Source organism: Actinosynnema sp. NPDC037264 (genome assembly GCF_055603705.1).
Window position 1 is genome coordinate 54,368 of sequence record NZ_JBVJVK010000007.1, and the last position, 23,018, is coordinate 77,385.

General features: G+C 73.1%; 21 protein-coding genes. 13 read left to right on the plus strand and 8 right to left on the minus strand.

Annotation, left to right across the window (positions count from 1 at the left end; all coding sequences use genetic code 11):
- The first annotated feature begins 41 nt into the window (after positions 1-41).
- Both ACZ7GX_RS11175 and ACZ7GX_RS11180 read left to right on the plus strand, forming a co-directional pair.
- Complete coding sequence (locus tag ACZ7GX_RS11175) at positions 42-482, plus strand: hypothetical protein (protein WP_498775334.1); 441 nt, start codon at positions 42-44, stop codon at positions 480-482.
- A gap of 216 nt (positions 483-698) precedes the next feature.
- Positions 699-2,522: a LamG-like jellyroll fold domain-containing protein gene (locus ACZ7GX_RS11180; protein ID WP_498775336.1), complete on the plus strand. Its 1,824-nt coding sequence runs from the start codon at positions 699-701 to the stop codon at positions 2,520-2,522.
- Positions 2,523-2,565: 43 nt separating this feature from the next.
- On the opposite strand, the gene ACZ7GX_RS11185 is transcribed toward ACZ7GX_RS11180, so the two are convergent.
- Genes ACZ7GX_RS11185 through ACZ7GX_RS11195 form a run of 3 tightly spaced genes read right to left on the minus strand, consistent with a single transcriptional unit; the run spans position 2,566 to position 5,540 of the window.
- Positions 2,566-3,300 carry a DUF6071 family protein gene (locus ACZ7GX_RS11185; protein ID WP_498775338.1) on the minus strand — a complete coding sequence of 245 codons (735 nt, stop codon included), beginning with the start codon at positions 3,298-3,300 and terminating at the stop codon, positions 2,566-2,568.
- Positions 3,301-3,318: 18 nt separating this feature from the next.
- The gene (locus tag ACZ7GX_RS11190) at positions 3,319-4,065 is read right to left on the minus strand and encodes a DUF6071 family protein (RefSeq protein WP_498775340.1); all 747 of its coding nucleotides are present in this window, start codon (positions 4,063-4,065) and stop codon (positions 3,319-3,321) included.
- Positions 4,066-4,070: 5 nt separating this feature from the next.
- Positions 4,071-5,540 carry a carbamoyltransferase family protein gene (locus ACZ7GX_RS11195; protein ID WP_498775342.1) on the minus strand — a complete coding sequence of 490 codons (1,470 nt, stop codon included), beginning with the start codon at positions 5,538-5,540 and terminating at the stop codon, positions 4,071-4,073.
- A gap of 650 nt (positions 5,541-6,190) precedes the next feature.
- On the opposite strand from ACZ7GX_RS11195, the gene ACZ7GX_RS11200 reads away from it, so the two are divergent.
- The 3 genes from ACZ7GX_RS11200 to ACZ7GX_RS11210 are packed head-to-tail and all read left to right on the plus strand — an operon-like array spanning position 6,191 to position 9,163.
- Positions 6,191-7,219 carry a radical SAM protein gene (locus ACZ7GX_RS11200; RefSeq protein WP_498775344.1) on the plus strand — a complete coding sequence of 343 codons (1,029 nt, stop codon included), beginning with the start codon at positions 6,191-6,193 and terminating at the stop codon, positions 7,217-7,219.
- 37 nt (positions 7,220-7,256) lie between these two features.
- A complete protein-coding gene (locus tag ACZ7GX_RS11205) occupies positions 7,257-8,435 on the plus strand; it encodes a glycine amidinotransferase (protein ID WP_498775347.1) in 1,179 nt (392 codons plus the stop codon).
- 11 nt (positions 8,436-8,446) lie between these two features.
- A complete protein-coding gene (locus ACZ7GX_RS11210) occupies positions 8,447-9,163 on the plus strand; it encodes an HAD family hydrolase (RefSeq protein WP_498775349.1) in 717 nt (238 codons plus the stop codon).
- Here the strand turns inward: ACZ7GX_RS11210 and ACZ7GX_RS11215 are convergent.
- On the minus strand, positions 9,153-10,622 hold the full coding sequence (locus tag ACZ7GX_RS11215; protein ID WP_498775351.1) for a N,N-dimethylformamidase beta subunit family domain-containing protein: 1,470 nt from the start codon (positions 10,620-10,622) through the stop codon (positions 9,153-9,155). The genes ACZ7GX_RS11210 and ACZ7GX_RS11215 overlap by 11 nt on opposite strands.
- Positions 10,623-10,649: 27 nt before the next feature.
- On the opposite strand from ACZ7GX_RS11215, the gene ACZ7GX_RS11220 reads away from it, so the two are divergent.
- The 4 genes from ACZ7GX_RS11220 to ACZ7GX_RS11235 are packed head-to-tail and all read left to right on the plus strand — an operon-like array spanning position 10,650 to position 14,703.
- Entirely contained in the window at positions 10,650-11,489 is an 840-nt protein-coding gene (locus ACZ7GX_RS11220) for a class I SAM-dependent methyltransferase (RefSeq protein ID WP_498775353.1), read from the plus strand.
- Positions 11,486-12,262 (plus strand): glycosyltransferase family 2 protein, encoded by a 777-nt coding sequence (locus ACZ7GX_RS11225; protein ID WP_498775355.1) that lies wholly within the window; start codon positions 11,486-11,488, stop codon positions 12,260-12,262. Before ACZ7GX_RS11220 ends, ACZ7GX_RS11225 begins: the two co-directional genes overlap by 4 nt.
- Before the next feature lie 15 nt (positions 12,263-12,277).
- Positions 12,278-13,033: a GNAT family N-acetyltransferase gene (locus ACZ7GX_RS11230; protein WP_498775357.1), complete on the plus strand. Its 756-nt coding sequence runs from the start codon at positions 12,278-12,280 to the stop codon at positions 13,031-13,033.
- On the plus strand, positions 13,030-14,703 hold the full coding sequence (locus tag ACZ7GX_RS11235; protein ID WP_498775359.1) for a hypothetical protein: 1,674 nt from the start codon (positions 13,030-13,032) through the stop codon (positions 14,701-14,703). The genes ACZ7GX_RS11230 and ACZ7GX_RS11235 overlap by 4 nt, the downstream gene beginning before the upstream one ends.
- Here the strand turns inward: ACZ7GX_RS11235 and ACZ7GX_RS11240 are convergent.
- Complete coding sequence (locus ACZ7GX_RS11240) at positions 14,652-15,593, minus strand: GHMP family kinase ATP-binding protein (protein WP_498775361.1); 942 nt, start codon at positions 15,591-15,593, stop codon at positions 14,652-14,654. The two genes, ACZ7GX_RS11235 and ACZ7GX_RS11240, sit on opposite strands and share 52 nt — an antisense overlap.
- Positions 15,594-15,634: 41 nt before the next feature.
- Positions 15,635-16,516 (minus strand): glycosyltransferase family 2 protein, encoded by an 882-nt coding sequence (locus tag ACZ7GX_RS11245; protein WP_498775363.1) that lies wholly within the window; start codon positions 16,514-16,516, stop codon positions 15,635-15,637.
- 329 nt (positions 16,517-16,845) lie between these two features.
- Here ACZ7GX_RS11245 and ACZ7GX_RS11250 point away from each other — a divergent pair, with 329 nt between their 5' ends.
- The 4 genes from ACZ7GX_RS11250 (at position 16,846) to ACZ7GX_RS11265 (ending at position 21,199) form a co-directional block, all read left to right on the plus strand.
- Positions 16,846-17,952: an S-adenosylmethionine:tRNA ribosyltransferase-isomerase gene (locus ACZ7GX_RS11250; RefSeq protein ID WP_498775365.1), complete on the plus strand. Its 1,107-nt coding sequence runs from the start codon at positions 16,846-16,848 to the stop codon at positions 17,950-17,952.
- A 21-nt stretch (positions 17,953-17,973) separates the two neighbouring features.
- On the plus strand, positions 17,974-19,074 hold the full coding sequence (locus tag ACZ7GX_RS11255) for a hypothetical protein (RefSeq protein WP_498775368.1): 1,101 nt from the start codon (positions 17,974-17,976) through the stop codon (positions 19,072-19,074).
- The gene (locus ACZ7GX_RS11260; protein ID WP_498775370.1) at positions 19,071-20,117 is read left to right on the plus strand and encodes a polysaccharide pyruvyl transferase family protein; all 1,047 of its coding nucleotides are present in this window, start codon (positions 19,071-19,073) and stop codon (positions 20,115-20,117) included. Before ACZ7GX_RS11255 ends, ACZ7GX_RS11260 begins: the two co-directional genes overlap by 4 nt.
- A gap of 116 nt (positions 20,118-20,233) precedes the next feature.
- Positions 20,234-21,199: a hypothetical protein gene (locus ACZ7GX_RS11265; RefSeq protein WP_498775372.1), complete on the plus strand. Its 966-nt coding sequence runs from the start codon at positions 20,234-20,236 to the stop codon at positions 21,197-21,199.
- A gap of 70 nt (positions 21,200-21,269) precedes the next feature.
- Here ACZ7GX_RS11265 and ACZ7GX_RS11270 read toward each other — a convergent pair whose 3' ends face one another.
- Positions 21,270-21,833 carry a DoxX family protein gene (locus tag ACZ7GX_RS11270; protein ID WP_498775374.1) on the minus strand — a complete coding sequence of 188 codons (564 nt, stop codon included), beginning with the start codon at positions 21,831-21,833 and terminating at the stop codon, positions 21,270-21,272.
- A 44-nt stretch (positions 21,834-21,877) separates the two neighbouring features.
- Complete coding sequence (gene sigJ, locus ACZ7GX_RS11275) at positions 21,878-22,774, minus strand: RNA polymerase sigma factor SigJ (protein WP_498775376.1); 897 nt, start codon at positions 22,772-22,774, stop codon at positions 21,878-21,880.
- Between the last annotated feature and the right edge of the window lie 244 nt (positions 22,775-23,018).

A 23,018-nucleotide genomic window follows, 5' to 3' on the forward strand; every position in this document is an offset into this window, starting at 1 on the left:
CGGGTGGCGCTCGCCCGGTGCGCGCAGGCTAGGTTGCCGGGATGAGCCTCCTCGATGACGTGGCCGAGCGCGACGGCTGGCGGTGCTGGGTGTGCGACGAACCGGTCGACCCCGGGATGTCGGTGAACGACTCGCGGGGGCCGAGCGTGGACAGCCGGACCGCCGACCGGAAGGCCAAGGTCGCCGAACGGCTCGCGCACCGCGGCTGCAACACCCGCAAGGGCGCGGTCACCGCGGTGATCCCCTGGCCGGACCACCTGCACGTCGCCGACCCCGCGCCGCTGATCACCGTCGCCGGGAGGCTGGAGCGCAAGGGCGGGCGCGAGGTGGTGGCCCGCTGCCCGACCGAGCGCGACGCCCGGGACGCCGCGGAATGGCTGGTGGACCGCTTCTCCCGACTGACCCCGGGCCTGCCGGTGACCGCCGCCGTCGACGCGGGCGGCGGCCAGTTCCTCGTCATCCTGGCCACCGCCCGCCGCTGAGCGGGCACCGGGCACCACCGATCCGAGCACCGCCCACCGAAGCCCCACCCGCCCGACCGGGCGCGCCCTCGCGTCGAGCCGGACCACCGCCCCCTCGGAACCGGGTCGTTCCCCCATGGTTCAACCAGTGTGCGCGGGCTGTTCCCGCGCACGTCGGCGCCCTGGAACGCGGCCCGACGAGGCTTCTCGCCACCCCACCGGCAGAGAGGCACCTTCATGGCGGAGAACCGAGTCGGACGGCGCGCACTGCTCCAGGCCGCGGTCGTGGCGCCCGCTGCCGCGATGGCACCCGCGGTGCTCGCGCCGGTCGCGCACGGCGACGAGCGCGGGACGGCCCGACCCGACACCGCCGACCCCCGCTTCACGATCGCCGTGCTGCCGGACACCCAGTACCTGCTCGACGAGGGCGGCTCCGACCCCGAGCCGGTGCGCGTGGCGTTGCGCGAGGTGGCGCGCCGGCGTGACGCGAACGTCGTCTTCCTGACCCACCTGGGAGACGTGACCGAGCACGGCACGGAGACCGAGGTGCGGCTGGCCGACTCGGTGTTCACCGACGGCGTCCCCTACAGCGTGCTGGCGGGCAACCACGACGTGCCGGGCAACACCGACGACCGGCGCGGGCCGACGCCGTTCTCCAGGGTGTTCGGGCCGGAGCGGTTCCGCCGCATGCCGACCTTCGGCGGGTTCGCGCCGGACGGCTACAACAGCTACCACGTCCTGCGCGCCGGCGGGCGGCAGTGGCTGGTGCTCGCGCTGGACTGGCGGGTGTCGGACCAGGGGATCGAGTGGGCGCAGACCGTGCTGGACCGGCACCGGTCGCTGCCCACCATCCTCACCACGCACGACCTCGTCGCCGGCAGCCCGGACGCGCGGCTCTCCGCGCACGGCAGCCACTTGTGGGACAACCTGATCCGCCGCAACGACCAGGTCTTCCTCACCCTCAACGGGCACTACTGGCCATCCGGCCGCACCACCCTGGTCAACGACCACGGCCACGACGTGCACCTGCACCTGACCAACTACCAGGACCGCTACTACGGCGGCGCGGGCATGGTCCGGTTCTACACGTTCGACCTCACCCGCGGCGTCATCGACGTGGAGACGTTCTCGCCGTGGCTGCTCGCCCGCGACGGCGACAGCCTGCCGGAGGCCGAGACCGCGCGGCTGACCGGCGACGCCGACCGGTTCACCGTGGAGATCGACTTCCGGGAGCGGTTCGCGGGCTTCGCGCCGCCCGTCGTGCCGCCGGCGCGTCCGGCGAGCGCCGTCGTCACGCGGGACACGGTGGCGTACTGGCGGTTCGACGCGGCCGGGTTCCCGGCGGGGGACGGTCCCGTGCCGGCGGGCGCGGTGGCCCGGGACCTCACCGGCCGGGGCAACGACCTCACCGTCACGCGGCTGCACGGGAGCGGCCCGGACGTGCTGACCTGGTCGGCCGAGCACCACGACGGCCAGCCCGCGCACGCGAGCCTGCGCTTCGACGGCGGCAAGGACCCCGACCGCGGCGCGGTGCTGCGCACGTCCGACACCGCACCGCTCAACGCCATGCGGTTCGAGGCGGGCTACACCATCGAGACGTTCTTCAAGCTCCCCGACCCGCTCGTCGGCGACCACGCGTGGATGGGCCTGCTCAGCTGGGAAGGCCGCGCCGGGGACGCCGGCAAGACCAGCGGCTGGTCCGACGACGAGCCGACGTGCAGCCTCAACCTGTCCGGCGAGCGGTTCCTGCAGTTCGTGGTCTACCCGGTGCCCGTCGACGCCGACCCCACGTCCTGGAGCCACGCCGTGCCGGTCGGCCGGTGGACGCACGTCGCCGTGGTCAACGACGGCCGCCGCACCACGATGTACGTCGACGGCGCGAAGATCGCCCGCAACGCCGCCGAGGAGTCACGCGGCATCTCGACGCTCGGCAGGCCGTTCGCGCTCGGGGGCACCCAGTTCGCGCTGCGCTACGGCCAGGGCTTCCACGGCTGGATCGGCGACACGCGGATCACCGCGAAGGCCCTGCGGCCCGACCGGTTCCTGACCGCCGAACGGTGATCGTCACCGAGGAGCGCGCGCCCGCGGCGGCCCGGCACGCACGTCAGGCCATGGCTCCGAGGCCGGCGCCCACCGGGAACACCAGGCCTTGGTCCCGGAGCCACGTCTCCAACCGTTGCGCGAAGTACGCGTGCCCGTCTTCGAGAGGATGACCACCGGGGCCGAACTCGAACCCACCCGACGTCGACCCGCCGAACGACGTGCCGCCCCTGCCGAGCGCGTCCCCGTAGACCGACGTGGGATCGAGCTGACGGCACAGCTCGACGGCTTCGCCCGGCAGCTTCGACGGCAGGAGGTCCCACGCGAAGGTGTACCTGGCCACCGCCCCGCGCGAGCGGAGGTAGGAGTCCAGCAGGACCCAGTCGGTCAGCAGGGTGATCGTGCCGCCCTCCCGGGTCCACATGGACCGGAAGTGCTCGTCGGCGGCGCCGTCGTCGTCCGCCAGGTTCCACGGCCCCAGGCGGTACCAGTCGGTCTCGTGCGGCAGGTCCGGGCGATCCACCCGATCGCGCCGGTGGTACTCGCCCCGGTTGACGCCGGTCCACATGCACACCACCAGGGTCTCCCCGACCCGCAAGCCGAACTCGCGGCACACCCGGTCGAGGTTGCCGACCGTGGTCCGGACCGTCCGGCGGTTCGAACCACCGCCGCAGGCCAGGTTCGCGACCGGGACGCCCAGGCGGGCGGCGAGCACCGCCGGCCACGCGCCCGTCCCACGATCGCGCAGCTCCTGACCGGCGGTGAAGCTGCACCCGTTCGCCACCAGCAACCTGATCACGGTGTCACCCCACCAGGGTCAGTCGTGGGCGCGGTGGGCGAGGACGTGCTCGGGGAAGGTCAGCCCCTGGTCCCTGAGCCACGTTTCGAGCAGGGTCGCGTGGTACGCGTAGCCGGCCTCCAAGGGGTGCCTGCCGGGGCCGAACTCGAACTTCTTCCGCGTCACGCCGTTGATCGAGTTGCCCTTGCTGCCGATCTCGTTGCCGTAGACCGACGTCGGCTCCAGCTGACGGGACAGCTCGACGGCCTCGCCCGGCAGCTTCGACGGCAGGACGTTCCACGCGAAGGTGTACCGGGGCACCGCGCCGCGCAAGCGGAGGTACGAGTCCAGCAGGACCCAGTCGGTCAGCAGGTTGATGGTGCCGCCCTCCTCGCTCAACATGGACCGGAAGTGGGCGTTGGACGCGCCGTCGTCCTCCTCGAAGTTCCACGGACCCAGGCGCTTCCAGTCCGTCTCGTACGGCAGGTCCGGGCGGCCCACCCGGTCACGCCGGCGCCGGACGTGGTACTCGCTCCGGTAGACGCACGTCCACATGCACATCACCAGCGTCTCCTCGACCGGCACGCCGAACTCGCGGCACACCCGGTCGAGGTTGCCGACCGTGGTCCGGACGATCCGGCGGTTCGAGCTCCCGTCACCGGCCAGGTTCGCGACCGGGATGCCCAGGCGGGCGGCGAGCACGGCGGGCCACGCGCTCGTGCCGGGATCACGCAGTTCCTGGCCGCGCGTGCAGCTGCAGCCGTTCGCCACGAGGAGTCCGATCATGACGGTCACAGCACCTTGATCCCCTCGCGCCGGCCGAACGCCGACGCGTGCTCCCAGGAGTTCACCAGCGGTTCGCCCCGCGAGTTCAGGCTCGTGTTGAGCAACATCGGGCAGCCGGTCTCCAGCTCCCACTCGTGCAGCACGCGGTACAGCAGCGGGTGCTGGTCGCGGGTCACCGTCTGCACGCGGCTGGTGCCGTCGGCGTGCACGATCGCCGGGAACCTCCCCGGTTCCCGGCACCGGGCCGTGAACTGCATGTAGGGCGTCGCCGGGATCGGCATCTCGAAGAACTCCGCCGCTCGTTCCTCCCGGATCACCGGCGCGAACGGGCGGAACTTCTCCCGCCCCTTCACCTCGTTGACACGGTCCTTCATCCGTCGGGTCCGGGGGTCGGCCAGGATCGACCGGTTGCCCAGCGCGCGGGGGCCGAACTCGGCGCGCCCGTTCGCCACCGCGAGGACCCCGTTCGCCTTGAGCTCCTCGACGACCTCGTGGGGGTCGAGCGTCCGCCGGATCTCGGTGCCCAGGTAGGGCCCGGGCCACGTCACCGGTTGCCGGGTGGTGGCCGCGACGGCGCCCAGGCTGGACCCGGCGTCGCCGGGGTTGGGGAAGATCCACACGCGGTCGAAGTCGCCGGTCGCGCAGATCCTGGAGTTGGCGACGCAGTTCAGCGCCACGCCGCCCATCAGCACCAGGTTGCGGCTGCCGGTCTCGCGGCGCGCCCACCGCGCCGCGCCCAGCAGCACCTCCTCGGTGACGGCCTGGACGCTGGCCGCGAGGTCCTCGGGCCGCGCGCCGGGCAGCCAGTCGCCGATGCCGCGGTGCACGTTGGCGCGCAACCGGAAACCCGGTTCGTCGACCGCGATCCACTCGGCCCGCAGCCGGTCGGCGTGCCGGGGCGAGCCGAAGGCGGCCATGCCCATGGTGATGTACTCGTCCTCGTTCGGGCGGAAGCCGCAGCGCCGGGTGAAGGCGCTGTAGAGCAGCCCGAGGCTGTGCGGGTAGCGACGGCGGAACAGCACGTCCAACCCGTCGCGCGCGGTGTACTTCGAGATGGTGAACGTGTCGAACTCGCCGATCGCGTCGGCGACGATGACCGCCGCGTCACCGAACCCGCTGGTGGCGACGCCGGCCATCGCGTGGGACTCGTGGTGGTGGGCGAACGAGATCTCCGGGAGCGGGAACGGCAGGCCCAGCGACCTCAGGTAGCGGCGCGGCGCGTCCTCCTTGGTCAGGGCGTCCTTCCACTGGCCGGCCGCCGCGTGCCGCAACTTCTTGAGGTACGGCCGCTCGTACCAGGAGATGGCCTGCGGCCTGCCGTGCGACAGCGCCTCGGCGACGAGGTCGGCGTGCAGGAGTGGGTCGTTCTTGACGCGCGAATAGCGTTCCGAGTGCCCGGCGAACAGGACTTCGCCGTCGTCCACCACGGCCAGCGACGCGTCGTGCGACAGCGCGGAGATGCCCCAGACCAGCACGGCGGCCCCTCACTTGTAGAGGTGCGGGTCGTTCTTCCTCGCGCGTCTCATGCGCATCCGCCAGGCGACCGCTCCGATTGCCCGCGACACGCGCCCCGCCAACCACCCGATTGCCCGCACTGATCCACTCCTCGCGACCGCGACCAGGCGCCGACGTGGCCGATCAGGGCAATGCCACCCGATCACACGCGGCGCGATATTCGACCCCGTTCACGATTCACCGCCCATCCTGCGAAAGCCACTCGAGCCCACCTCTCGACACGCACTTCAACCAAAAGTGTGCGTTACGCGGAACGCAAGGTGACCGGAACCGGTTCAGGCGTTCCACCAGGAGAACCGCGCACCCGACCAAGGGCACACGTGTGAGGGACGCGGCCGTTGCGGGCTCCTGACCAGCCCAGTCGGCGCGATCCGGCACCTTCGGCGACGAACGTCCCGTCGCGACCAAGAGGTCCACTCCATCGTGCAATCCGACGAAGCAGAGCCGCTGGTAACCTCCGGAATCAGGCCCTCCCTGGTCGACTCGGTCCATCACGGCCGGACACCCGACCGGTATTCATCAGTGAAGGGACGACGCCACCGTGACCATCGACCGAATGGACCTGGCCGCCAAACTCTACCAACCGAGAATCTTTCCCACGGCTTTGGCAGTGGCCCGCGGCAGGCGCTCGCACAACCCGGTCGTGGTGGACCTCGATCCGACCACGTTCTGCGATTTGGCGTGCCCGGAATGCATCAGCGGGAAACTGCTCAACCAAGGCCGCTTCACCGCGGAGAGGTTGGTGGCCCTCGCCGGCGAACTGGTCGAGTTGGGCGTCGCGGCGGTGATCCTGATCGGCGGCGGCGAGCCGCTGGCCCACCGGGGCACCCGGGCGGTCATCCGCGCGCTGGGCGGGGCGGGCGTGGCGGTCGGCGTGGTCACCAACGGCACGATGATCGACCAGAACCTGGACGTGCTGGCCGAGCACGCCTCCTGGGTGCGGGTCTCGGTGGACGCCGCGACCAGCGGGACCTACCGGTCCTTCCGACCCGACCGGCGCGGCGGGAGCGCGTTCGACCGGGTGATCGGCAACATGCGCCGCCTCGCCGAGGTCAAGACCGGCGCGCTGGGCTACTCGTTCCTCGTGGTGGTGCGCCGGGAGGCCGACGGCACCGCGGTCTCCAACCACGGGGAGGTGCTGGCCGGCGCGGAGTTGGCGCACGACATCGGCTGCGACTACTTCGAGGTCAAGGCCATGTTCGACGAGCGGCACCACGTGGTCGGCGTCCCGGAGGAGGTGCTGGCCTCCGTGGAGGCCCAGATCGACCGGGCGAGGCGCCTGGAGAGCGACCGGTTCCAGGTCGTCAACTCCTCCACCTTGGACTCGTTGAGGAAGCACGAGGGGCCCGTCCAGCCGAAGGACTACCGGCGCTGCGGCGTGGCCGAGCTGCGGACCCTCGTCACGCCGTCGGGCGTGTACACGTGCCCCTACCACCGGGGGAACGAGGCCGCCAGGCTCGGGGACGCGGTGACCGACAGCCTCGTCGACATCTGGCGCGACTCCGACCGGGGCATCGTCGACCCCAGCCGGGACTGCGGTTTCCACTGCGCCCGGCACCGCTCCAACCTCGAACTCGCCGAGCTGGCGGCCGGCCGGGGTCGGGCCGTGCGCGACACCGACTACGACCTGTTCATCTGACGGCGGCCCGCCCGTCCGGCCGGAAGGATCAGCGCGAATGTCCACACTGGAGCGTTCCGCCGCGGACGGGCGGGTGCGCGCCGAGGCGCCGAGGGCGACGCGGGTCAACTCGTGGAACGGGTGGGACCCGCTGCGCCACGTCATCCTCGGCCGGGCCACCGGGACGGTGGTGCAGGCGCCCGAGCCCGCGGTGCGCCGCGACTTCCCCGAGGACGGCTTCCCGCTGGGCACGTGGGGCCCGATGCCCGAGGAGATGACGGCGGCGGCGAACGAGCAGCTCGACTCGTTCGCGGACCTGCTGACGTCGCGGGGCATCCGGGTGGACCGGCCCACCCCGCTGGACTTCACCCGGCCGGTGAGCACGCCGGACTGGGAGCAGGAGTCCATGTTCGGCTGCATGCCGCCGCGCGACGTGCTGCTCACCGTCGGCCACGAGGTCCTCGAAGCCACGATGTGCTACCGGAGCAGGTGGTTCGAGTACCTGTGCTACCGCCCCGTGCTCCAGTCGCTGTTCGAGAGCGACCCGGACATGCGGTGGGAGGCGGCGCCGAAGCCGCGGCTGACCGACGAGTCGTACGTGCCCGGGTTCTGGGACACCTACAACACCCTGGGCGTCGCCGAGCAGCTGGAGAGGGTCGCCGCGCACGACCTGGTGCTGACCGAGAAGGAGCCGCTGTTCGACGCCGCCGACGTCGCCCGCTTCGGCAAGGACCTGTTCGTGCAGCTGTCGCTGGTCACCAACCGGCAGGGCCACGAGTGGCTCAGGCGCCACTTCCCCGAGCACCGGGTGCACGCCATCACGTTCACCAACACCCACCCGCTGCACATCGACGCCACGTGGGTGCCGCTGCGCCCCGGCCTGGTGCTGCACAACGGTGAGCGCCCCGCCGAGCCGGAGCTGGTCAAGTACTTCGAGGTCAACGACTGGGAGGTGGTGGAGGCCGTCGCGCCGGTGAGCTGGCGGCACCGGATGAGGCTGTCGTTCTGCACCCCCTGGCTCGCGGTGAACATCCTGAACCTCGACCCGGGCACCTTGTGCGTCGAGGCCGAGGAGGTCCGGCTGGCCGATCAGCTCGTGGGGCTCGGCTTCGAGGTCGTGCCGGTGCCGTTCCGGGCGGTCGCGCCGTTCGGCGGCGGGTTGCACTGCGCCACGGTCGACGTGGAGCGCGACGGTGTGCTGGAGGACTACTTCCCCCGCCGCGCCGGACGGTTCTGACGAGGTGGCACGTGGTTCGCGGTGTCCTCTTCGACTTCCACGGCACGCTGGCGCGGTCGGTCGCGTGGGGCGTGCCGCACCGCGAAGTGCTCGAACGCCACGGGTTGCCCGAGGCCGGGCTCCGGTGGGACGACGGCTGGTCGGTGTGGCCGGCCGACGGCGAGGCGCACGAGGCGCACTCGCGCGACCGCGACTCCTACCGGGCCTGGGAGGTGGACCGGCTGCGGCGACGTGCCCGTGCCTGCGGCGTCCCGGCGGAGCGGGTGGAGGCGGTGGTCGCGGACCTGGACCGGGAGACCCGGGCGCTCAGGGTGCGGCGCTACGACGACGTCCTCGAAGCGCTGGCGCGGCTGAGCCGGCTGGGCGTGGTCTGCGCGGTCTGCTCCAACTGGTACTGGGAGCTCGACGAGGCGATCGAGCAGGCGGGGCTGGCCGGGGTGTTCGCCGCGGCGGTGAGCTCGGCGCGCGCCGGGTGGCGCAAGCCCGATCCCCGCATCTACCGGCGGACGTTGCGCGAGTGCGGTCTCCGGCCGGCCGAGGCGTTGTTCGTCGGCGACATGTGGGGACCGGACGTCCTGGGACCGCGCGCGGTGGGGATGCGCGCGGTGCACCTGTGGCGGCCGGAGCGCGCCGCGCGGCGGGAGGTGCCGCCGCCGCTGCCACCGGGCGTGTGGCGGGTCTCCGGTCTGTCCGAAGTGGTCGAGCTGGTCGAGGGGTTCACGTGCTGAGGCGGTCCAGGACGTTGCGGGTCACCCGGTCGACACCGGCGTCGAGGCCACGTCCCACGATCACCGGCCAGTCCGTGGTGGCGGCGGTGAAGACGGTGCCGTTGCGCGTGTGGACACCCATGGTCGCCGCACGGGGACCGGTCGTGGCCTCCCTCGGGACGCAGTTCCAGTGACCGGGCTTCGGGTGGTGGAAGTCGTCGTGCACGGGTTCGAGCACGGCGATGCCCAGGATGAGGAAGGACTCCGGCGTGCCGTCCGCGCCGGTCGGCCGCGCCACGCCGTGCTCGTCGAGGGTGTACGCGGCCCCGTCGCACTCGTAGCCGATCAGCGGCAGGCCCGCGCCGAGCCGGTCGGCGACGCCGCCGTCGGAGCCGTCGCGCAGCCCCGTGCCCTCGTACACCCAGTGGTCGGCGTGCTGCACCAGGAAGCCGGTGCGCGGCCGGTCGCCGGGCCAGTCACCCGGCCACATGCCGCCGTTGCGGAAGCTGACGCCGGTCAGGGCGTTCTCCGGCGCGCCGACGCCGTCGGGCGCGGGCGTCCACCACTGGTCGGTCGCCGGCAGGTGCGGGTGGACGCCGTCGACCTCGTGGTCGGTGTCGCAGACGAGCGCCGTGCCGCCGTCCACCACGTGCACGCGCCACCAGCAGGTGTTCGCGCTGAAGAACGCCAGGTTGCCGCCCGCGTCGACGAACGCCTCGACGTGCTCGCGCATCCGGGCGCTCCAGTACTCGTCGTGCCCGACGCTGAGCAGCAGCCGGTACGGCGAGAGCAGGCCGGGGTCCTCGTGCAGGTCGAGGTCCGTGCAGAACTCCACCCGGTAGCCCGCGCGTTCGAGCCACGCGATGAACGGGGCGTCCCAGTACGCCAGGTCGTCGACGCCACCGGGCCGGTGCGCGCTGACCTTGTGCCCACCGGGCACGTCGCCGTTCGCGGGGTCGTACACCGGGTTGTCGTACAGGCTGCTCGCCCGGTCGATCCCCGGCCCGTCCGAGCGGTTGTAGGCGTGGCGGGTGAAGCCGGCCTTCTTGTAGAGGATCGGCGCGGATCCCGGCACGCGCGGGCGGAGCACGAAGTACTCCCGGCCGAAGCCGCCGTGGTGCGCGTCGTCGTGGTGCTGTTCCCCGGTCGGGCGACCGTCGTCGTCGGTGATCGGCGCGGTGTCGGTGGCCGACTCCACGAAGAAGGCGACGTACACGCCCGGCCGCCACCCCGGCGGCACCGGGACCCGGTGGCCGGGCCAACCCCAGTCGACCGAGGGACAAGCGTGCTCGGGCGCCCCATCGGGGTGCGGTGGCGGGGCCGCGAACACCCCGCGCAGCCATTCCGTGCTGCCGGCGTACTCGTTTTCCGCGCCGATCCGGTAGAAGTCCACCCGGAAGAAGGCCGCATCGGTTGAAACGTGCACGCCGAGCTCATCCCCGACGACGACGCTCTCCCGCTCGAAATAGCCCTCGATCACGTCGCCCCCGTTCGGAAGGAGTGCCCGATGCAGCGGGATCGTATCCCCGAACTGATGATCGGCATCGAAGGACTGGCCCTGCTGCGCACCGCCGTGGACCACGACGACGACTTCGTCGCGGCGAGGGTGGCGGAACTGAAGAAGCTCGTCGACTCCATCCCCGACGACGAATCCGCCGGCAAACGGCTCACCGAACTGGACGTGGCGAACGGGTACGCGTTCACGGCGCACACCTACGACGCCGATCCCCACTTCCTCCTCTCGGCGGAAGAGCCCGCCGTGCGGCGACTGCTGGCCGACGTGCCACCCGGACGCGCCCTGGACGCCGCCTGCGGCACCGGCAGGCACACCGCGACCCTGGTCCGCCTCGGGCACGACGTCATCGGGATCGACCAGTCACCGCAGATGCTGGACCTGGCCGCGGCCAAGGTGCCGCGGGCCCGGTTCGAGCTCGGCGACCTGGAGCACCTGCCGCTGCCCGACGCCGCGGTCGACCTCGTGGTCTGCGGCCTGGCGCTGAGCCACCTGCCGGACATCACCGGCGCGATCGGCGAGTTCCGCCGGGTGCTGCGCCCGGGTGGTCGCCTGGTCGTCAGCGACCTGCACCCGGTCATGGTGCTGCTGCACGGGCAGTACGTGTGCGGGCGCCGCTCGGGCGACCTGGTCTTCATGCGCAACCACCCGCGCCTGGTCAGCGACTACCTCACGGCGTTCGCGACCCACGGCCTCACCCTCCGGTCCTGCCAGGAGCCGCTGTTCGGCGGGCCGTTGCCGCCCGGTGGTTACGAGGAGCGGATCGCCGACGCCGCCAACGCCGCCTGGCACGGCGTGCCGGTCGCGATCGTGTGGGAGGTGGGAGCGGCGTGACCCCGCTGGTGAGCTGCCTGATGGTGACCAAGGACCGGCCGGCGCTGGCCGACCGCGCGATCAGGTGCTTCGCCGACCAGCGGTACGCCGCGCGCGAGCTGGTCGTCGTCACCCAGGGCACGGCGGCGTATCGGGACCGGTTGCTGGCGTCGGTTCGCGCGCACGGGGTGGAACGAGTCGTGGTCGTCGAGGCCGATCCCGACGCGCGCCTGGGCGCGCTGCGCAACCTCTCCCTGGACGCGGCCTCGGGCGAGCTGGTGTGCGTGTGGGACGACGACGATTGCAGCCACCCCGACCGGCTGGCGGTCCAGGTGGACGAGCTGATCAGGGACGGCGCCCACACGTCGTTCCTCAGCGATCACCTCCAGCTGTTCCAGCAGGACGGGGACCTGCACTGGATCGACTGGACCCGGCCCACGCCGCCCGCCGCGTACCCGTTGCTGCCCACCACGATGCTGATGACCCGCGACGCGCGGTTCCGCTACCCGGAGTCGGGTCGCAACGCGCACCTCGGCGAGGACTGGGCGTTGATGACCGAGCTGCACGAGAAGGTGCGCGTGCAGCACCTCGGCGGCCGGGGACACCTCTACCTGTACACCTACCACGGCCGGAACTGCTACCCCGTCGCGCACTACGCCAAGCTGCGCATCCGGTCGCGGCCCAACGCGGAGGTCGCGTCGCGGGAGTCCGACATCCGCGCGGCCATCGCCTACTACGCCGTCCCGTCCCCCGTGCTGGTGCACGGCAGCGACGGCCCGGTGTTCTCGATCTGAGCGGAGGAGGAGCCGATGCCGCCGACGGTGGTCGACCACGACGGCAGGCCCGACCTGTGGCACCGCATCCCGGCGCTGTTCGACGGGGTCTGGCCGGAGTACAACGTCCACGGTGAGGTGATGGCCGGGTACTGGGAGCGGCTGCACTCGGTCTTCGGCCGGTTCCAGCTCGCCCTCGTCGACCCGGACACCGACGACGTGTCGGCCACCGCGCGCGGCATCCCGCTGGCGTGGGACGGCACCGCGGCGGGCCTCGGCCCGGGGATCGACGCGGCGGTCCAGGCCGGTTTCGCCGCCCACGACGCCGGGGTCGCCACGAACGCCCTCTGCGCGCTCGGGATCGAGGTCGCGCCACGCCACCGGGGGAAGGGCCTGTCGACGGTGGCGCTGCGGGCGCTGTGCAGCGCCGCGCGACGAGCCGGGCTCGCCCACGTGGTCGTCCCGGTCAGGCCGACCCTCAAGGAGCTCTACCCGCTCGTGCCGATCGAGCGCTACGCCTCGTGGACGGCCTCGGACGGCACGCCGTTCGACCCGTGGATCCGCACGCACGTCCGCTGCGGCGGCGCGCTGTCCGCGCCCGCGCCCCGCTCGTCGCTGATCACGGGCACGGTGGCCGAGTGGGAGGCCTGGACCGGGATCGCCTTCCCCGACAGCGGCGACTACGTGTTCCCCCGCGGGCTCGCGCTGCTGCACGTCGACCGGCGGCAGGACCAGGGCGTCTACTGGGAGCCGAACGTCTGGGTCGTGCACGACGTGGCGGCCGGCCGATGAGCGCCGGGCCGCGCCTCGTCGCCGCACGCGGCCGGCCGCCGCGCGAGGTCGTGCTGACCGGATCGGTGATCACCCATCCCGCTCGCGGTGACGCGGCGGCGCGGGTCGCCGCCCAGGCCCCGCCGGGGTTGCTCACCGTCGTCACCGACCCGGACCCGACGGGCCCCCCGACGGCCCTGCGCACCACGCTCGCCGCGTGGGAGTCCGTCCCTGCCTCCTCGACGCACCACCTCGTCGTGCAGGACGACATGCTCCTGGCCGGAGGTGCGATCGAGCGGCTGGTGCACGCCATCGGCGTCGCGCCGGACGCCGCCCTGGCCCTGTACTCGATGTGGGACTCCCGCAACGGGGCCGCGGTGCGGCTGGGCGCGTTGACCGGGGCGGGGTGGGTGAGCGCGGTCAACGAGTACACCCCCACCGGGGCCCTCGTCCTGCCCCGAGCGGTGGCCGCGGGTTTCGCCGACGACCTGCGCCGGCGTCCCTCGACCTGGCCGGACGACATCCTGATGAGCAGGTACCTGCGCCGCGAGGGCGTGCGGTGCCTCATCGCCGTGCCGACCCTGGCGCAGCACGAGGACGTGCCGAGCATCGCGGGCAACGCGTTCCGCGGGCTCCGGCGCTCACCGTGCTACCTGCCCGTCGTCCGCCCCGGACCGCGGCGCGTCGACGTCGACGTGCCGGGCGCGGTGCCGTTCTTCAAGAACGGCGTCGCCCAGTGCGTCGTCCACACCGAGTCGGGTCGGTGGCTGCACCTGGAGACCGCGGACCACCTGGTCGGCCTCGGTGTCCCGGAACACCACCTGCGGCCGGCGGCGGACGTGGAACTGGACGACGTCGACCCCGCGGTGGTGCGCGGCACGTGGCTCACCGCGTTCGCGCTCGGGATGCTGACCGCCGGCAGGTGCGGTGACGCCGATCCGGACGTGGCGCGGGAGGCGTTGCGCACCATCGCCCCGGGAGGGACGAGCCAGGAGCCCGGTGGTGAGCTGTCCGTGGAGGCGTGCGACCGGTTGGCCGTGCTCGCGGAACTCGCCCTGCGCACCGGTCGCGAGACCGCGCCGCGTCCACGCCGGAGCTCCGGCGGGATCACCTTGGTGGCGTCCGGGGGTGCGTTGGCCGAGCACGTCGAGCGCACGCTGACCGACCTGGGGCACGTGGTGACCGCGGTGGGAGGGCGCGCTCCGCGTCGCGGCGACGTCGTGCTCGACCTGACGACCGACGGCTGCCCGCTGCTGCGGCACGGCTCACGCGCGCCACTGCGCATCGGCCCGGTCGACCTCTACGGTCCCGGCTGTGGACCGGACTCGACCGTCGGGGCGCTCGTGTGGGCGGCGCTGCGGTCCGAGCCGATCCGGATCGCCGCCGGCTCACCAGCCGTCGTGCGACCGCTGCACGTGCGGGAACTGGTCGAACAGGTGCACGCCATCGCGTGCGGGACCGCCGAGGGGTTCCCCGCGCCGCCCGGGTACCCGATCGAGGTGCTGGCCGGGATCGTCGCGCGGGCCGTGCGACCGGTGCCCGTCCACGACACCAGGACCACGCGTCCGCCCGCGTCCGTCGAACGGGACCCGGACGTAGGCCTCCGGTGGCGCCTGCACCACTTCGCGCAGTGGCTCGCCTACGAGTTCGACGGCGCCGAGCCGGTGACGATCACCCGCACGTCCGGGTGATCGTCGCGGTAGGCCTCGCGCAGCGCGCCCGCGAGGGACTCGGCGTCCCCGGTCGGGCACACCCCGACCAACGCGCCACCGCCACCCGCGCCGCTGACCTTCAGGGGCAGGCCGGTGGTCCGCCGGGCGGTGGCGCGCAGGCGTTCCAGCAGCGGGGTCGACATGCCCTGCACATCCCGCATCGCGCGGTGGGCGGCGGTCATGGCCGTGCCCAACGCCGCCAGGTCACGTCCGCGGATCGCCTCCCACGCCAAGGCGGACGCCGCGTCCGCCCGGTGCGCGTACTCCGCGAGCGCGGGGTCGCCGGCGTGGTGCTGGGCCCGGACCGACCTGATGTGGTCGGGCGTCGACTTCGGCGTCCGCGAATCGACCACGACGACGGCCCACCGCAGCGGGAAGTCCGCGTGGTCGAGGACTTCGGGCAGCCCGGCGGCCCGGCCCGCGGACAGCGTCGCGCCGCCCAGGGCGATGGCCACCTGGTCCATGCCACCACCGTGGCAGAAGGCGAACTCGTACTCGTACGCCCACCGGACCAGGGTGCCGCGCGGGATCGACCGCGCCGAGGGCACGGCCGTGGCGAAGGCCTGGAACAGGGCGAGGATCAGCGCGCTGGACGAGGACAGGCCGCTGGCGGCAGGGGCCTCGCTCGACACGGCCACCGGCGGCGGCCGGCGCGGGAGCCCGCCGACGTGCCGACCGAGGAAGGACCAGACGCCGGTGGTCCACTCCTCCGGGGCCCGCCCGCCCGTCGACGCGACCGGGTCCACCTCGACGGTGGTGCGCAGGTCGAGCGCGACGCACACGGACCGGCCACCCACCCAGTCGAGGTCCTCGCCGGACAGGCACGCGCGCACGGGGCACGACGCGGTGATCGTTCGCAGGACTGCCACCCGGTTCTCCTCCTCCGTCGGGACGACCACCGCCCGGACCGCTACGGGCACCACACCCGCTGCTCCGCGCTGCCGACCAGCCTGCCGAGCCGCCACGCGAACCGGCACACCCAGCGCCCGCGCTCGGGCGTGGCGAGGACCGGGGCGCGCCGGACGAGCCGGAGCCAGTCCGCCAGCGCCCTGGCCGTCCCGCCCGCGCGCATCCCGTGCGCGCGGAAGTCCTTGAGCAGCTTCGCGTCGGCTCGCCCGTAGGCCACCTGCTGCCTGGCGAGCGACCACAGCCGGTCGCGCATCCGGTAGCGCATCACCGCGTCCGGCGCGAAGGCCACGGAGCACCCCATCAGCTGGGCCCGCACGCTGAACTCCACGTCGTCCCCGCCGCCACCGGTGTAGCTCTCGTCGAACCCGCCCAAGGCTCGGAACACCTCGGTCCGCACACCCAGGTTCGCGCCCACCGCGTAGGGCAGGAAGCTCATGACGACCGGCAGCCGGTCGGTGGGGTGGGGCGAGCGGGACGTGCGGACGCGCTCGCTGTTCAGCGCGGTGGTGTCGAGGTACCCGCCGACCACGTCCGCCCTCGACGCGGCCCGCGCCAGGGCGGCGAGCCACCCGGTGGTCGCCGCGTCGTCCGCGTCGCAGTACGCCAGCAGCTCGCCGTGCGCGGCCCGAGCGCCCGCGTTGCGCGCGCCGTTGATCCCGGGCGGCTCGTGGCGCACCACCCGCAGGTCCGGCAGCCGGTGCGCCCACCGGGCCACGACGTCGGCCGTCCCGTCCGTGGACCCGTTGTCCACGACCACCACTTCCCACGGCCCCTCGTGGTCCTGTTCGGACAGGGCGGCCAGCTGGCCCGCCACGACGGCCGCCGCGTTGCGCGCGGGCACGATCACGCTGACGGGAGGTGCGAGAGCGGATCTCGACGCCATGGAGCACCACCGCTCTCGGAGAGTGGGTGGACCGGAATTGCCGACGGCACCGGAAAAGTACTGCGGCGCCGGTCGACGCGGCAAGGCGATGCCCCGGGAATGGCCCGGAAGTGCCCTCGAACGGGATCGACGGCCGCGACGGTAGGTAATCGCGGCCCAGCGGTGCACGGCACGTCACCGCGCGGCCGACACGATGGTGGCTTTCTTTTACCACCTGACGGGGAATTGAGCGGCGTCGATGGCAGAACCCATACTGGGATCACCACACGAGAGAAATGTCGCCCATTCCATTCCGGCGCGACCGCGGGACCCAGGTGGAGGGCGAGGAAATGACCGAGGTCGTGCAGCGGACGGCGGACTACGAGTTCGAGCTGCCGCCGGCGCTGGTCGCGCAGGAACCGCCCGAGGCCCGGGGCGGCGACCGCACCGACGCCCGCCTGGCCGTGCTGCACCGCGAAAGCGGGCAGGTGGAGCACCGCCACTTCTCGGACCTGGGCGAGTACCTGCGGGCCGGGGACGTCCTGGTGCTCAACAACGCGCGCGTGGTCCCGTCGTTGCTCGAAGGGGTCGACGCGGACGGCGAGCCGGTGGCGGTGAGCCTGCACTCCCCCGTCGAGGACGGCACGTGGCACTGCCTCGTCGCGCCCACCGCGGCGTGCGCGCCGGGAGCCGAGTTCCGCCTGGGCGGCGACGGCGACATCACGGTCCGGCTCCTGCACGAGGCCGACGCCGGCGTGTGGCGGGCGGCGGTCGACCCGCCCGATGCCGAGTCGTTGCAGCGGGCGGCCGAGATGATCTGCCCCGGCTACCTCGACCGCGCGCCGCTGGACCCGGAGCAGTACCAGACGGTCTACGCCTCCCGGCCCGGCGCGGTGCTGCTCCCCTCGGCGGGCCGCCACTTCACCGCGGACATGCTCGACGGCCTGCGCGCCGCCGGGGTGGCGGTGGCGGAGGTGACCCTCTACCTGGCGGCCCGGAGCCGGTACTTCGTGCGGATGATGGTGCGCCGCAAGGCGGTGCGCGACGGCCTGCCGGTGCGCGAGGACCTCGACGACCCGCCCACCGGGTTCGACCTGCCCCGGGCGGAGCGCTACGAGGTGTCGGTCGACACCGCCGACCTGGTCAACCGGTGCCGACGTGACGGCGGGCGGGTCGTCGTCTGCGGCACGTCGGCGATGCGCACCCTGGAGACGGTCGCCGACAGCCGGGGGCGGCTGTGGCCCCAGACCGGGTTCACCCAGCTCACGATCATGCCGGGGCACGTGTTCCGGGCCTGTGACGCGTTCATGACCAACCTGCACCGGCCGAGGAGCTCCGAACTGCTGCTCACCGCGGCGTTCGCCGGTCGGGAGACCCTGCTGACGGCCTACCGGGACGACATCATCGCCAACGGCTACCTGTTCCACGAGTTCGGCGACTCCATGCTGATCGTCTGACCGCCGAGGGGGAACGCGACCGTGATCGTCGACGACGTCGCCCGCGATCGGACACCGGACGGCTGGCGGCTGTCGGCGGCGGTGGACTCGGCCCTGACGCCGGACGGCGAACGCCTGCACTTCACGGTGCACGGCGCCGAGCCGGAGTGGCTGCCGCCGGTGGGCGACGCCTTCCTCGCCGCGCTGATGATGCCCGCGATGGCGCTGAAGGAGGACGTGCGCGTCCACGCCCCGGTCTCACGCCGCCTGTTCCGGTCGGCGTCCACCATCACCGACATCTACACCGCGTGGTGGCCGCACCTGCACCCGGTCGACCTGCGTGCGCCCGTCGCCACGCATGGGGCCGGCGACGCGGTCGGGCTGTTCTTCACCGCCGGGGTGGACTCGTTCTACAGCCTGCTCAAGGACGTCGCCCGGTCCGCGGCACCGGACTGGGAGCCGGTGACCCACCTGCTGTTCGCCAACTTCGAGCGGAAGACGGGCGCCTGGCACGAACGCCTGCTGGCGAGGCTGCGGCACGTGGCGGCGCGCACGGGCAAGCAGCTGCTCGTGATCGACACCAACGTCCGGTCGCTGTGCGAGCCCACCGCGTTCTGGCCGGAGTACCACGGCGCGGCGCTGGCCTCGGTCGCGTTGAGCCTGCAGGGCCTGCTGGGACGCTGCCTGATCGCCTCCAGCGACCAGTACCGGCACCTGCCGCCCCTGGGCTCGCACCCCCTGCTGGACCACCTGTTCTCCACCGAGGGACTGGAGATCGTCCACGACGGCGCCGAGGCGACCCGCGCCGAGAAGGTCATCCGGTTGGCGGGCGAGGGCGACCTGGCCCTGGACAACCTCTGCGTCTGCTGGAAGAGCGAGCCCGGCCACAACTGCGGGCACTGCCAGAAGTGCGTGGGCACGATGGTCGCGCTCGAACTCGCGGGCGCGTCCGGGCGGTGCGCGACCCTGCCGACGGCGTTGGACCTGGAGCTGGTCGGCGCGGTGCCGATGCCCGACGAGCCCGGCCGCGTCACGATGCGCTCGCTGGTGCGGGACGCCGAGAACCGGGGACGGCAGGACATCGCCGACGCGCTGCGGGACGGGCTGCGTCGCGCGGGTGATCCCCCGCAGGTGGGCAGTTGACCGCGCAGACCGTCCGGCCGGTTCCCGAACGGCGTCGAGCGGAGCTGCGGAGCGAGCTCACGCGGGTCCTCTCGACGCTGCTCGCGCCCGGCACGCGGTGCGCGCTGGTGGACTTCCCCTTGCACGCCAACGTCGGCGACAGCGCCATCTGGACGGGCGAGCGCACGCTGTTGCGCGAGCTGGGCGTGTCGGTGGCGTACACCTGCCACGAGCGGTCGTTCCGGCCGGAGGACCTGCTGACCGCCGTGCCCGAGGGCGTGATCCTGCTGCACGGCGGCGGCAACCTCGGCGACCTGTGGCCCGAGCGCCAGCGCTTCCGGGAGCACGTCGTCCGGTCCTTCCCCCGGCACCGGATCGTGCAACTGCCCCAGTCGATCTGCTTCCGCGACGACGGGAACCTCCGCCGGGCGCGGGAAGTCCTCGACGCCCACCCCGACCTCACCCTGCTGGTGCGCGACCGGCACAGCCTCCGGTCGGCCCGCACCCACTTCGCCGCGCCCAGCCTGCTGTGCCCCGACCCGGCCTTCGCGCTGGCCGCGCCCGCCACGACGGGCCACCGGGCGCACGACGTGGTGTGGCTGGCCCGGACCGATCACGAGGCCACCGGACTCCCCTTGCCCGCGCCACGCGGCAGGGCGCTGCACACCGACTGGACGGACGAGCTCGGCGCGGTCCCGGACTGGCGGCTGCGGCGGGAGGCCGCCGGACGACGACTGCGAGCCGCCGTGCACAGGCGTTTCCACCCGGGTGCGGCGGCGGCCGTGACCGCCGCCCACGACGAGCTCGCGGCGCTCCAGCTGGCCCGGGGGTTCGCCCTGCTGGCCGGCGGCGACGTCGTGATCACCGACCGCCTGCACGGGCACCTGCTGAGCCTGGTGCTCGACCGGCCCCACGTGCTGCTGGCCGATCGCCACGGCAAGCTGGAGAACAGCTGGCGCACCTGGACCAGCGGCTGGCCCGGCGTGCGCTGGGCCGGCAGCCCGGCCGAAGCCGTCGAGCAGGCACGCGCCCTCGCCCCGACCGACCGGGAACGACCTCCGTGATCCGGCCGGACGACCGGTCGCCATCCGGGCGCGCCGTGCCCGAGCCGCGCCGGGAATCCCACGCCCGCCGGAAATTCCCTGGTCGACCGCTGTCGCCAGGGTGATACTCGTCGACCATGACGAGCGACGACCTCGCCGGACGAGCACCGGTCAACCACGCGTTGCGGCGGGTCCTGGACCGGGTCGGCGGGCCGGAACTCGTGGACCTGCTGGCGGAGGAGCTCTCCGGCGCGGACCTGACCACGCTGCTGCTGGAGGTGTTCCGGCGGCGAGCGGACCGGCTCACGCCGGCCGAGGTGATGCGGCGGTACCGCGGCGATCGGTTCGTGGCGCCCGCGGCGACCGACTTCGCCGCGCTGCGCCGGGCCGAGGACGCCTTGCTGTCCGCGCTGCCCGACGACTTCGAGGTCCTGGTGCTCGCCCCCGTCGTGCCGCTGGCGGCGCACTCGGCGGTCGCGACCGTCGACCCGCGCAAGGTGATCGCCACGGTCCGGGGCAGCGAGGTCGCCGCCGACCCCACGAACGCGTTGGCGCTGGAGGCGTCCGCGCGCCGCTCCCGGGCGCTGGCCGCCGATCCCCGGTCGTCCGTGCCCGTCAGGCTGGCGGCCACCCAGCGGGTGACCCGCGCCCAGCACTTCGACGGACCCGGGATGCTGGCGCACTTCCAGCTCTTCGGCCTGGTGACCGCCGGCCGCGACACCGGCAACCACGCGTTCGAACGCCGGCACCTGACCGAGTACCTGCGGTTCGCCGCCCGGGCGACGGCCGAGGCGGGCGGGCGGCACACCGAGATCCGGCTCACCCGCCTGGACGACGCGACCGGCCCGGTGGTCGACCGGGTGCGCGAGGACCTGGCCGACCTGCCGGGCGTCGACGTGCTCGACGATCCCGACCGGACGACCGGGCGCGGCTACTACACCGGCGTGTGCTTCAAGGTCGGCACGACCATCGCCGGCCGACGGCTGGAGGTCGCCGACGGGGGCTTCGTCGACTGGAGCCGACTCCTCACCGGCAACCGCAAGGAACGCCTGCTCATCAGCGGGCTCGGTGTCGACCGACTCGCCGAACCCCGGGACCGGTAGCGCGACCTCCGTCAGCGGTGCGCGGTCCGACGTGCTCCGCCGCCACCCGGGCTCCGGCGGGTCGATCGCCTCACGGCCGCTGGTCGTCGACCCAGCCGCGCTCGACCGCCCACTCGCCCGTGAGGTCCTCGGCGGCGGGCAGCGTGAGGAGCGAGACGGCGGACAGGACGACGACGAACCCGGCCGAAACGGCCCACGCGCGAGGACGGGTTCCCGGCCGGCGGTCCTCCGCCCTCAACGCCCACGACGCCACGGCGAGCACCAGGAACATCAACGGCGGCGCCCACGACTCCGGGCCGTCGCCCAGTGCCAGGTGCGACACCACGCCGCCGCCCCACAGGAAGCAGACTCCGGCGTACGCCCATTCCTTGAGCAGCCGGAACCCGGGCGCCGCGATCGCCACCGCCGCACCGAACTGGCAGACGCCGAGGACCTGGGCGAAGTAGTCCGGGTACCCGAGGTGGGCCAACTGCGCGTCGATCCAGTCGATCGTCAGCAGGTTCCACGCCGACCCGGCGATCAGCTCGAAGACGATGACGAAGGTGGCGAGCCGGAAGGCGATGGGACGCAGCCGGTTCCGGCCGGTCGGTGCGGCGGCGGCGGTGGTGGTCGCGTGCGGTCGGCTTTCGGTCATGTGGGTTCGCATCAGGGTTTCCTGTCGGTTCGGGTCGGCTGCCGCTACCGGCTGATCCGGCGGGGCACCGTCAGCGTGAGGAGCTTGTCGGGGTTGCGGACGACGTAGACGTTGGTGATCACCTCGTCGGTGATCTCGATCAGGAACACGCCCTCCAGCCGGTCGCCCCGGTGGACGACCAGCGCGGGCGCGTTGTTGCAGGTGGCCCTCTCGATCCGCAGGCCCGGTGTCGCCCGGCCCTTGTGGAAGAGGCTCACCAGGTGCGCGGCCACCGCCTCCGCGCCGACCACCGGCCGGCGTGCCGCGCGCGTCTTGCCGCCGCCGTCGGCGGTGAAGGTGGCGTCCTCCGCGAGCACGGCGAGCAGCCCGCGCACGTCACCCGTGCCGGCCGCGTCCATGAACTGCTCGGTGATCCGGGCGGTGGTCGCGGTGTCGGCGGGTTCGAAGCGCCTGCGCCGCGCCTGCACGTGCTTGCGGGCGCGGTGCGCCGCCTGGCGCACGGTCGCCGCGGGCTTGCCCACCGCGGCGGCGATGTCGTTGTGGGAGAAGCCGAACACCTCGCGCAGCACGAACACCACGCGTTCGTCGGGCGCGAGGGTTTCGAGCACCACGAGCATCGCCATGGACACGGACTCGGCGAGCACGACGTCGGCCGACGCGTCGTGCTCGTCGAGCAGCACGGGCTCGGGCAGCCACGGGCCGACGTAGTCCTCACGCCGCCGTGCGCTCGCCCGCAACGCGTTGAGCGCCTGCCGGGTCACCAGCCGCGCCAGGTACGACTTGGTGTCCCGCACCGCCGCCAGGTCCACCTCCGCCCACCGCAGGTAGCTGTCCTGCAGCACGTCGTCGGACTCGGTCGCCGAGCCGAGCACCTCGTAGGCGATGGTGAACAGCAGTGGCCGCAACAGGGTGAACCGCTCGGCGTGCTCGTCGGTGGTCATGGCGACGTGACTCCCGCGTCGTTCGACGTGCTGTGCTCGGGCATGCCTCCCAAGACACCGCGGACCCGTCCGAACGTGACACCACGGGACGTGACGCGCCGCACATCCACCCGCACCACCGTTCTCGGGCGCGTCGAGCGTCGACGCCCATCGCGGAACAGCGCACGCGTCGACGGTGTGGAGCCGGGGCGGTGGGGTGATCGTGTCACAATCGACCGGTTTCCGGCGGGCGTGAGCAGGGGGT

Coding starts and splice junctions, on each gene's coding strand:
- ACZ7GX_RS11175 (WP_498775334.1), top strand. CDS start 42: ATGAGCCTCCTCGATGACGTGGCCGAGCGCGACGGCTGGCGGTGCTGG.
- ACZ7GX_RS11180 (WP_498775336.1), top strand. CDS start 699: ATGGCGGAGAACCGAGTCGGACGGCGCGCACTGCTCCAGGCCGCGGTC.
- ACZ7GX_RS11190 (WP_498775340.1), bottom strand. CDS start 4,065: ATGATCGGACTCCTCGTGGCGAACGGCTGCAGCTGCACGCGCGGCCAG.
- ACZ7GX_RS11205 (WP_498775347.1), top strand. CDS start 7,257: ATGTCCACACTGGAGCGTTCCGCCGCGGACGGGCGGGTGCGCGCCGAG.
- ACZ7GX_RS11220 (WP_498775353.1), top strand. CDS start 10,650: ATGCAGCGGGATCGTATCCCCGAACTGATGATCGGCATCGAAGGACTG.
- ACZ7GX_RS11230 (WP_498775357.1), top strand. CDS start 12,278: ATGCCGCCGACGGTGGTCGACCACGACGGCAGGCCCGACCTGTGGCAC.
- ACZ7GX_RS11235 (WP_498775359.1), top strand. CDS start 13,030: ATGAGCGCCGGGCCGCGCCTCGTCGCCGCACGCGGCCGGCCGCCGCGC.
- ACZ7GX_RS11245 (WP_498775363.1), bottom strand. CDS start 16,516: ATGGCGTCGAGATCCGCTCTCGCACCTCCCGTCAGCGTGATCGTGCCC.
- ACZ7GX_RS11250 (WP_498775365.1), top strand. CDS start 16,846: ATGACCGAGGTCGTGCAGCGGACGGCGGACTACGAGTTCGAGCTGCCG.
- ACZ7GX_RS11265 (WP_498775372.1), top strand. CDS start 20,234: ATGACGAGCGACGACCTCGCCGGACGAGCACCGGTCAACCACGCGTTG.
- ACZ7GX_RS11270 (WP_498775374.1), bottom strand. CDS start 21,833: ATGACCGAAAGCCGACCGCACGCGACCACCACCGCCGCCGCCGCACCG.
- sigJ (WP_498775376.1), bottom strand. CDS start 22,774: ATGACCACCGACGAGCACGCCGAGCGGTTCACCCTGTTGCGGCCACTG.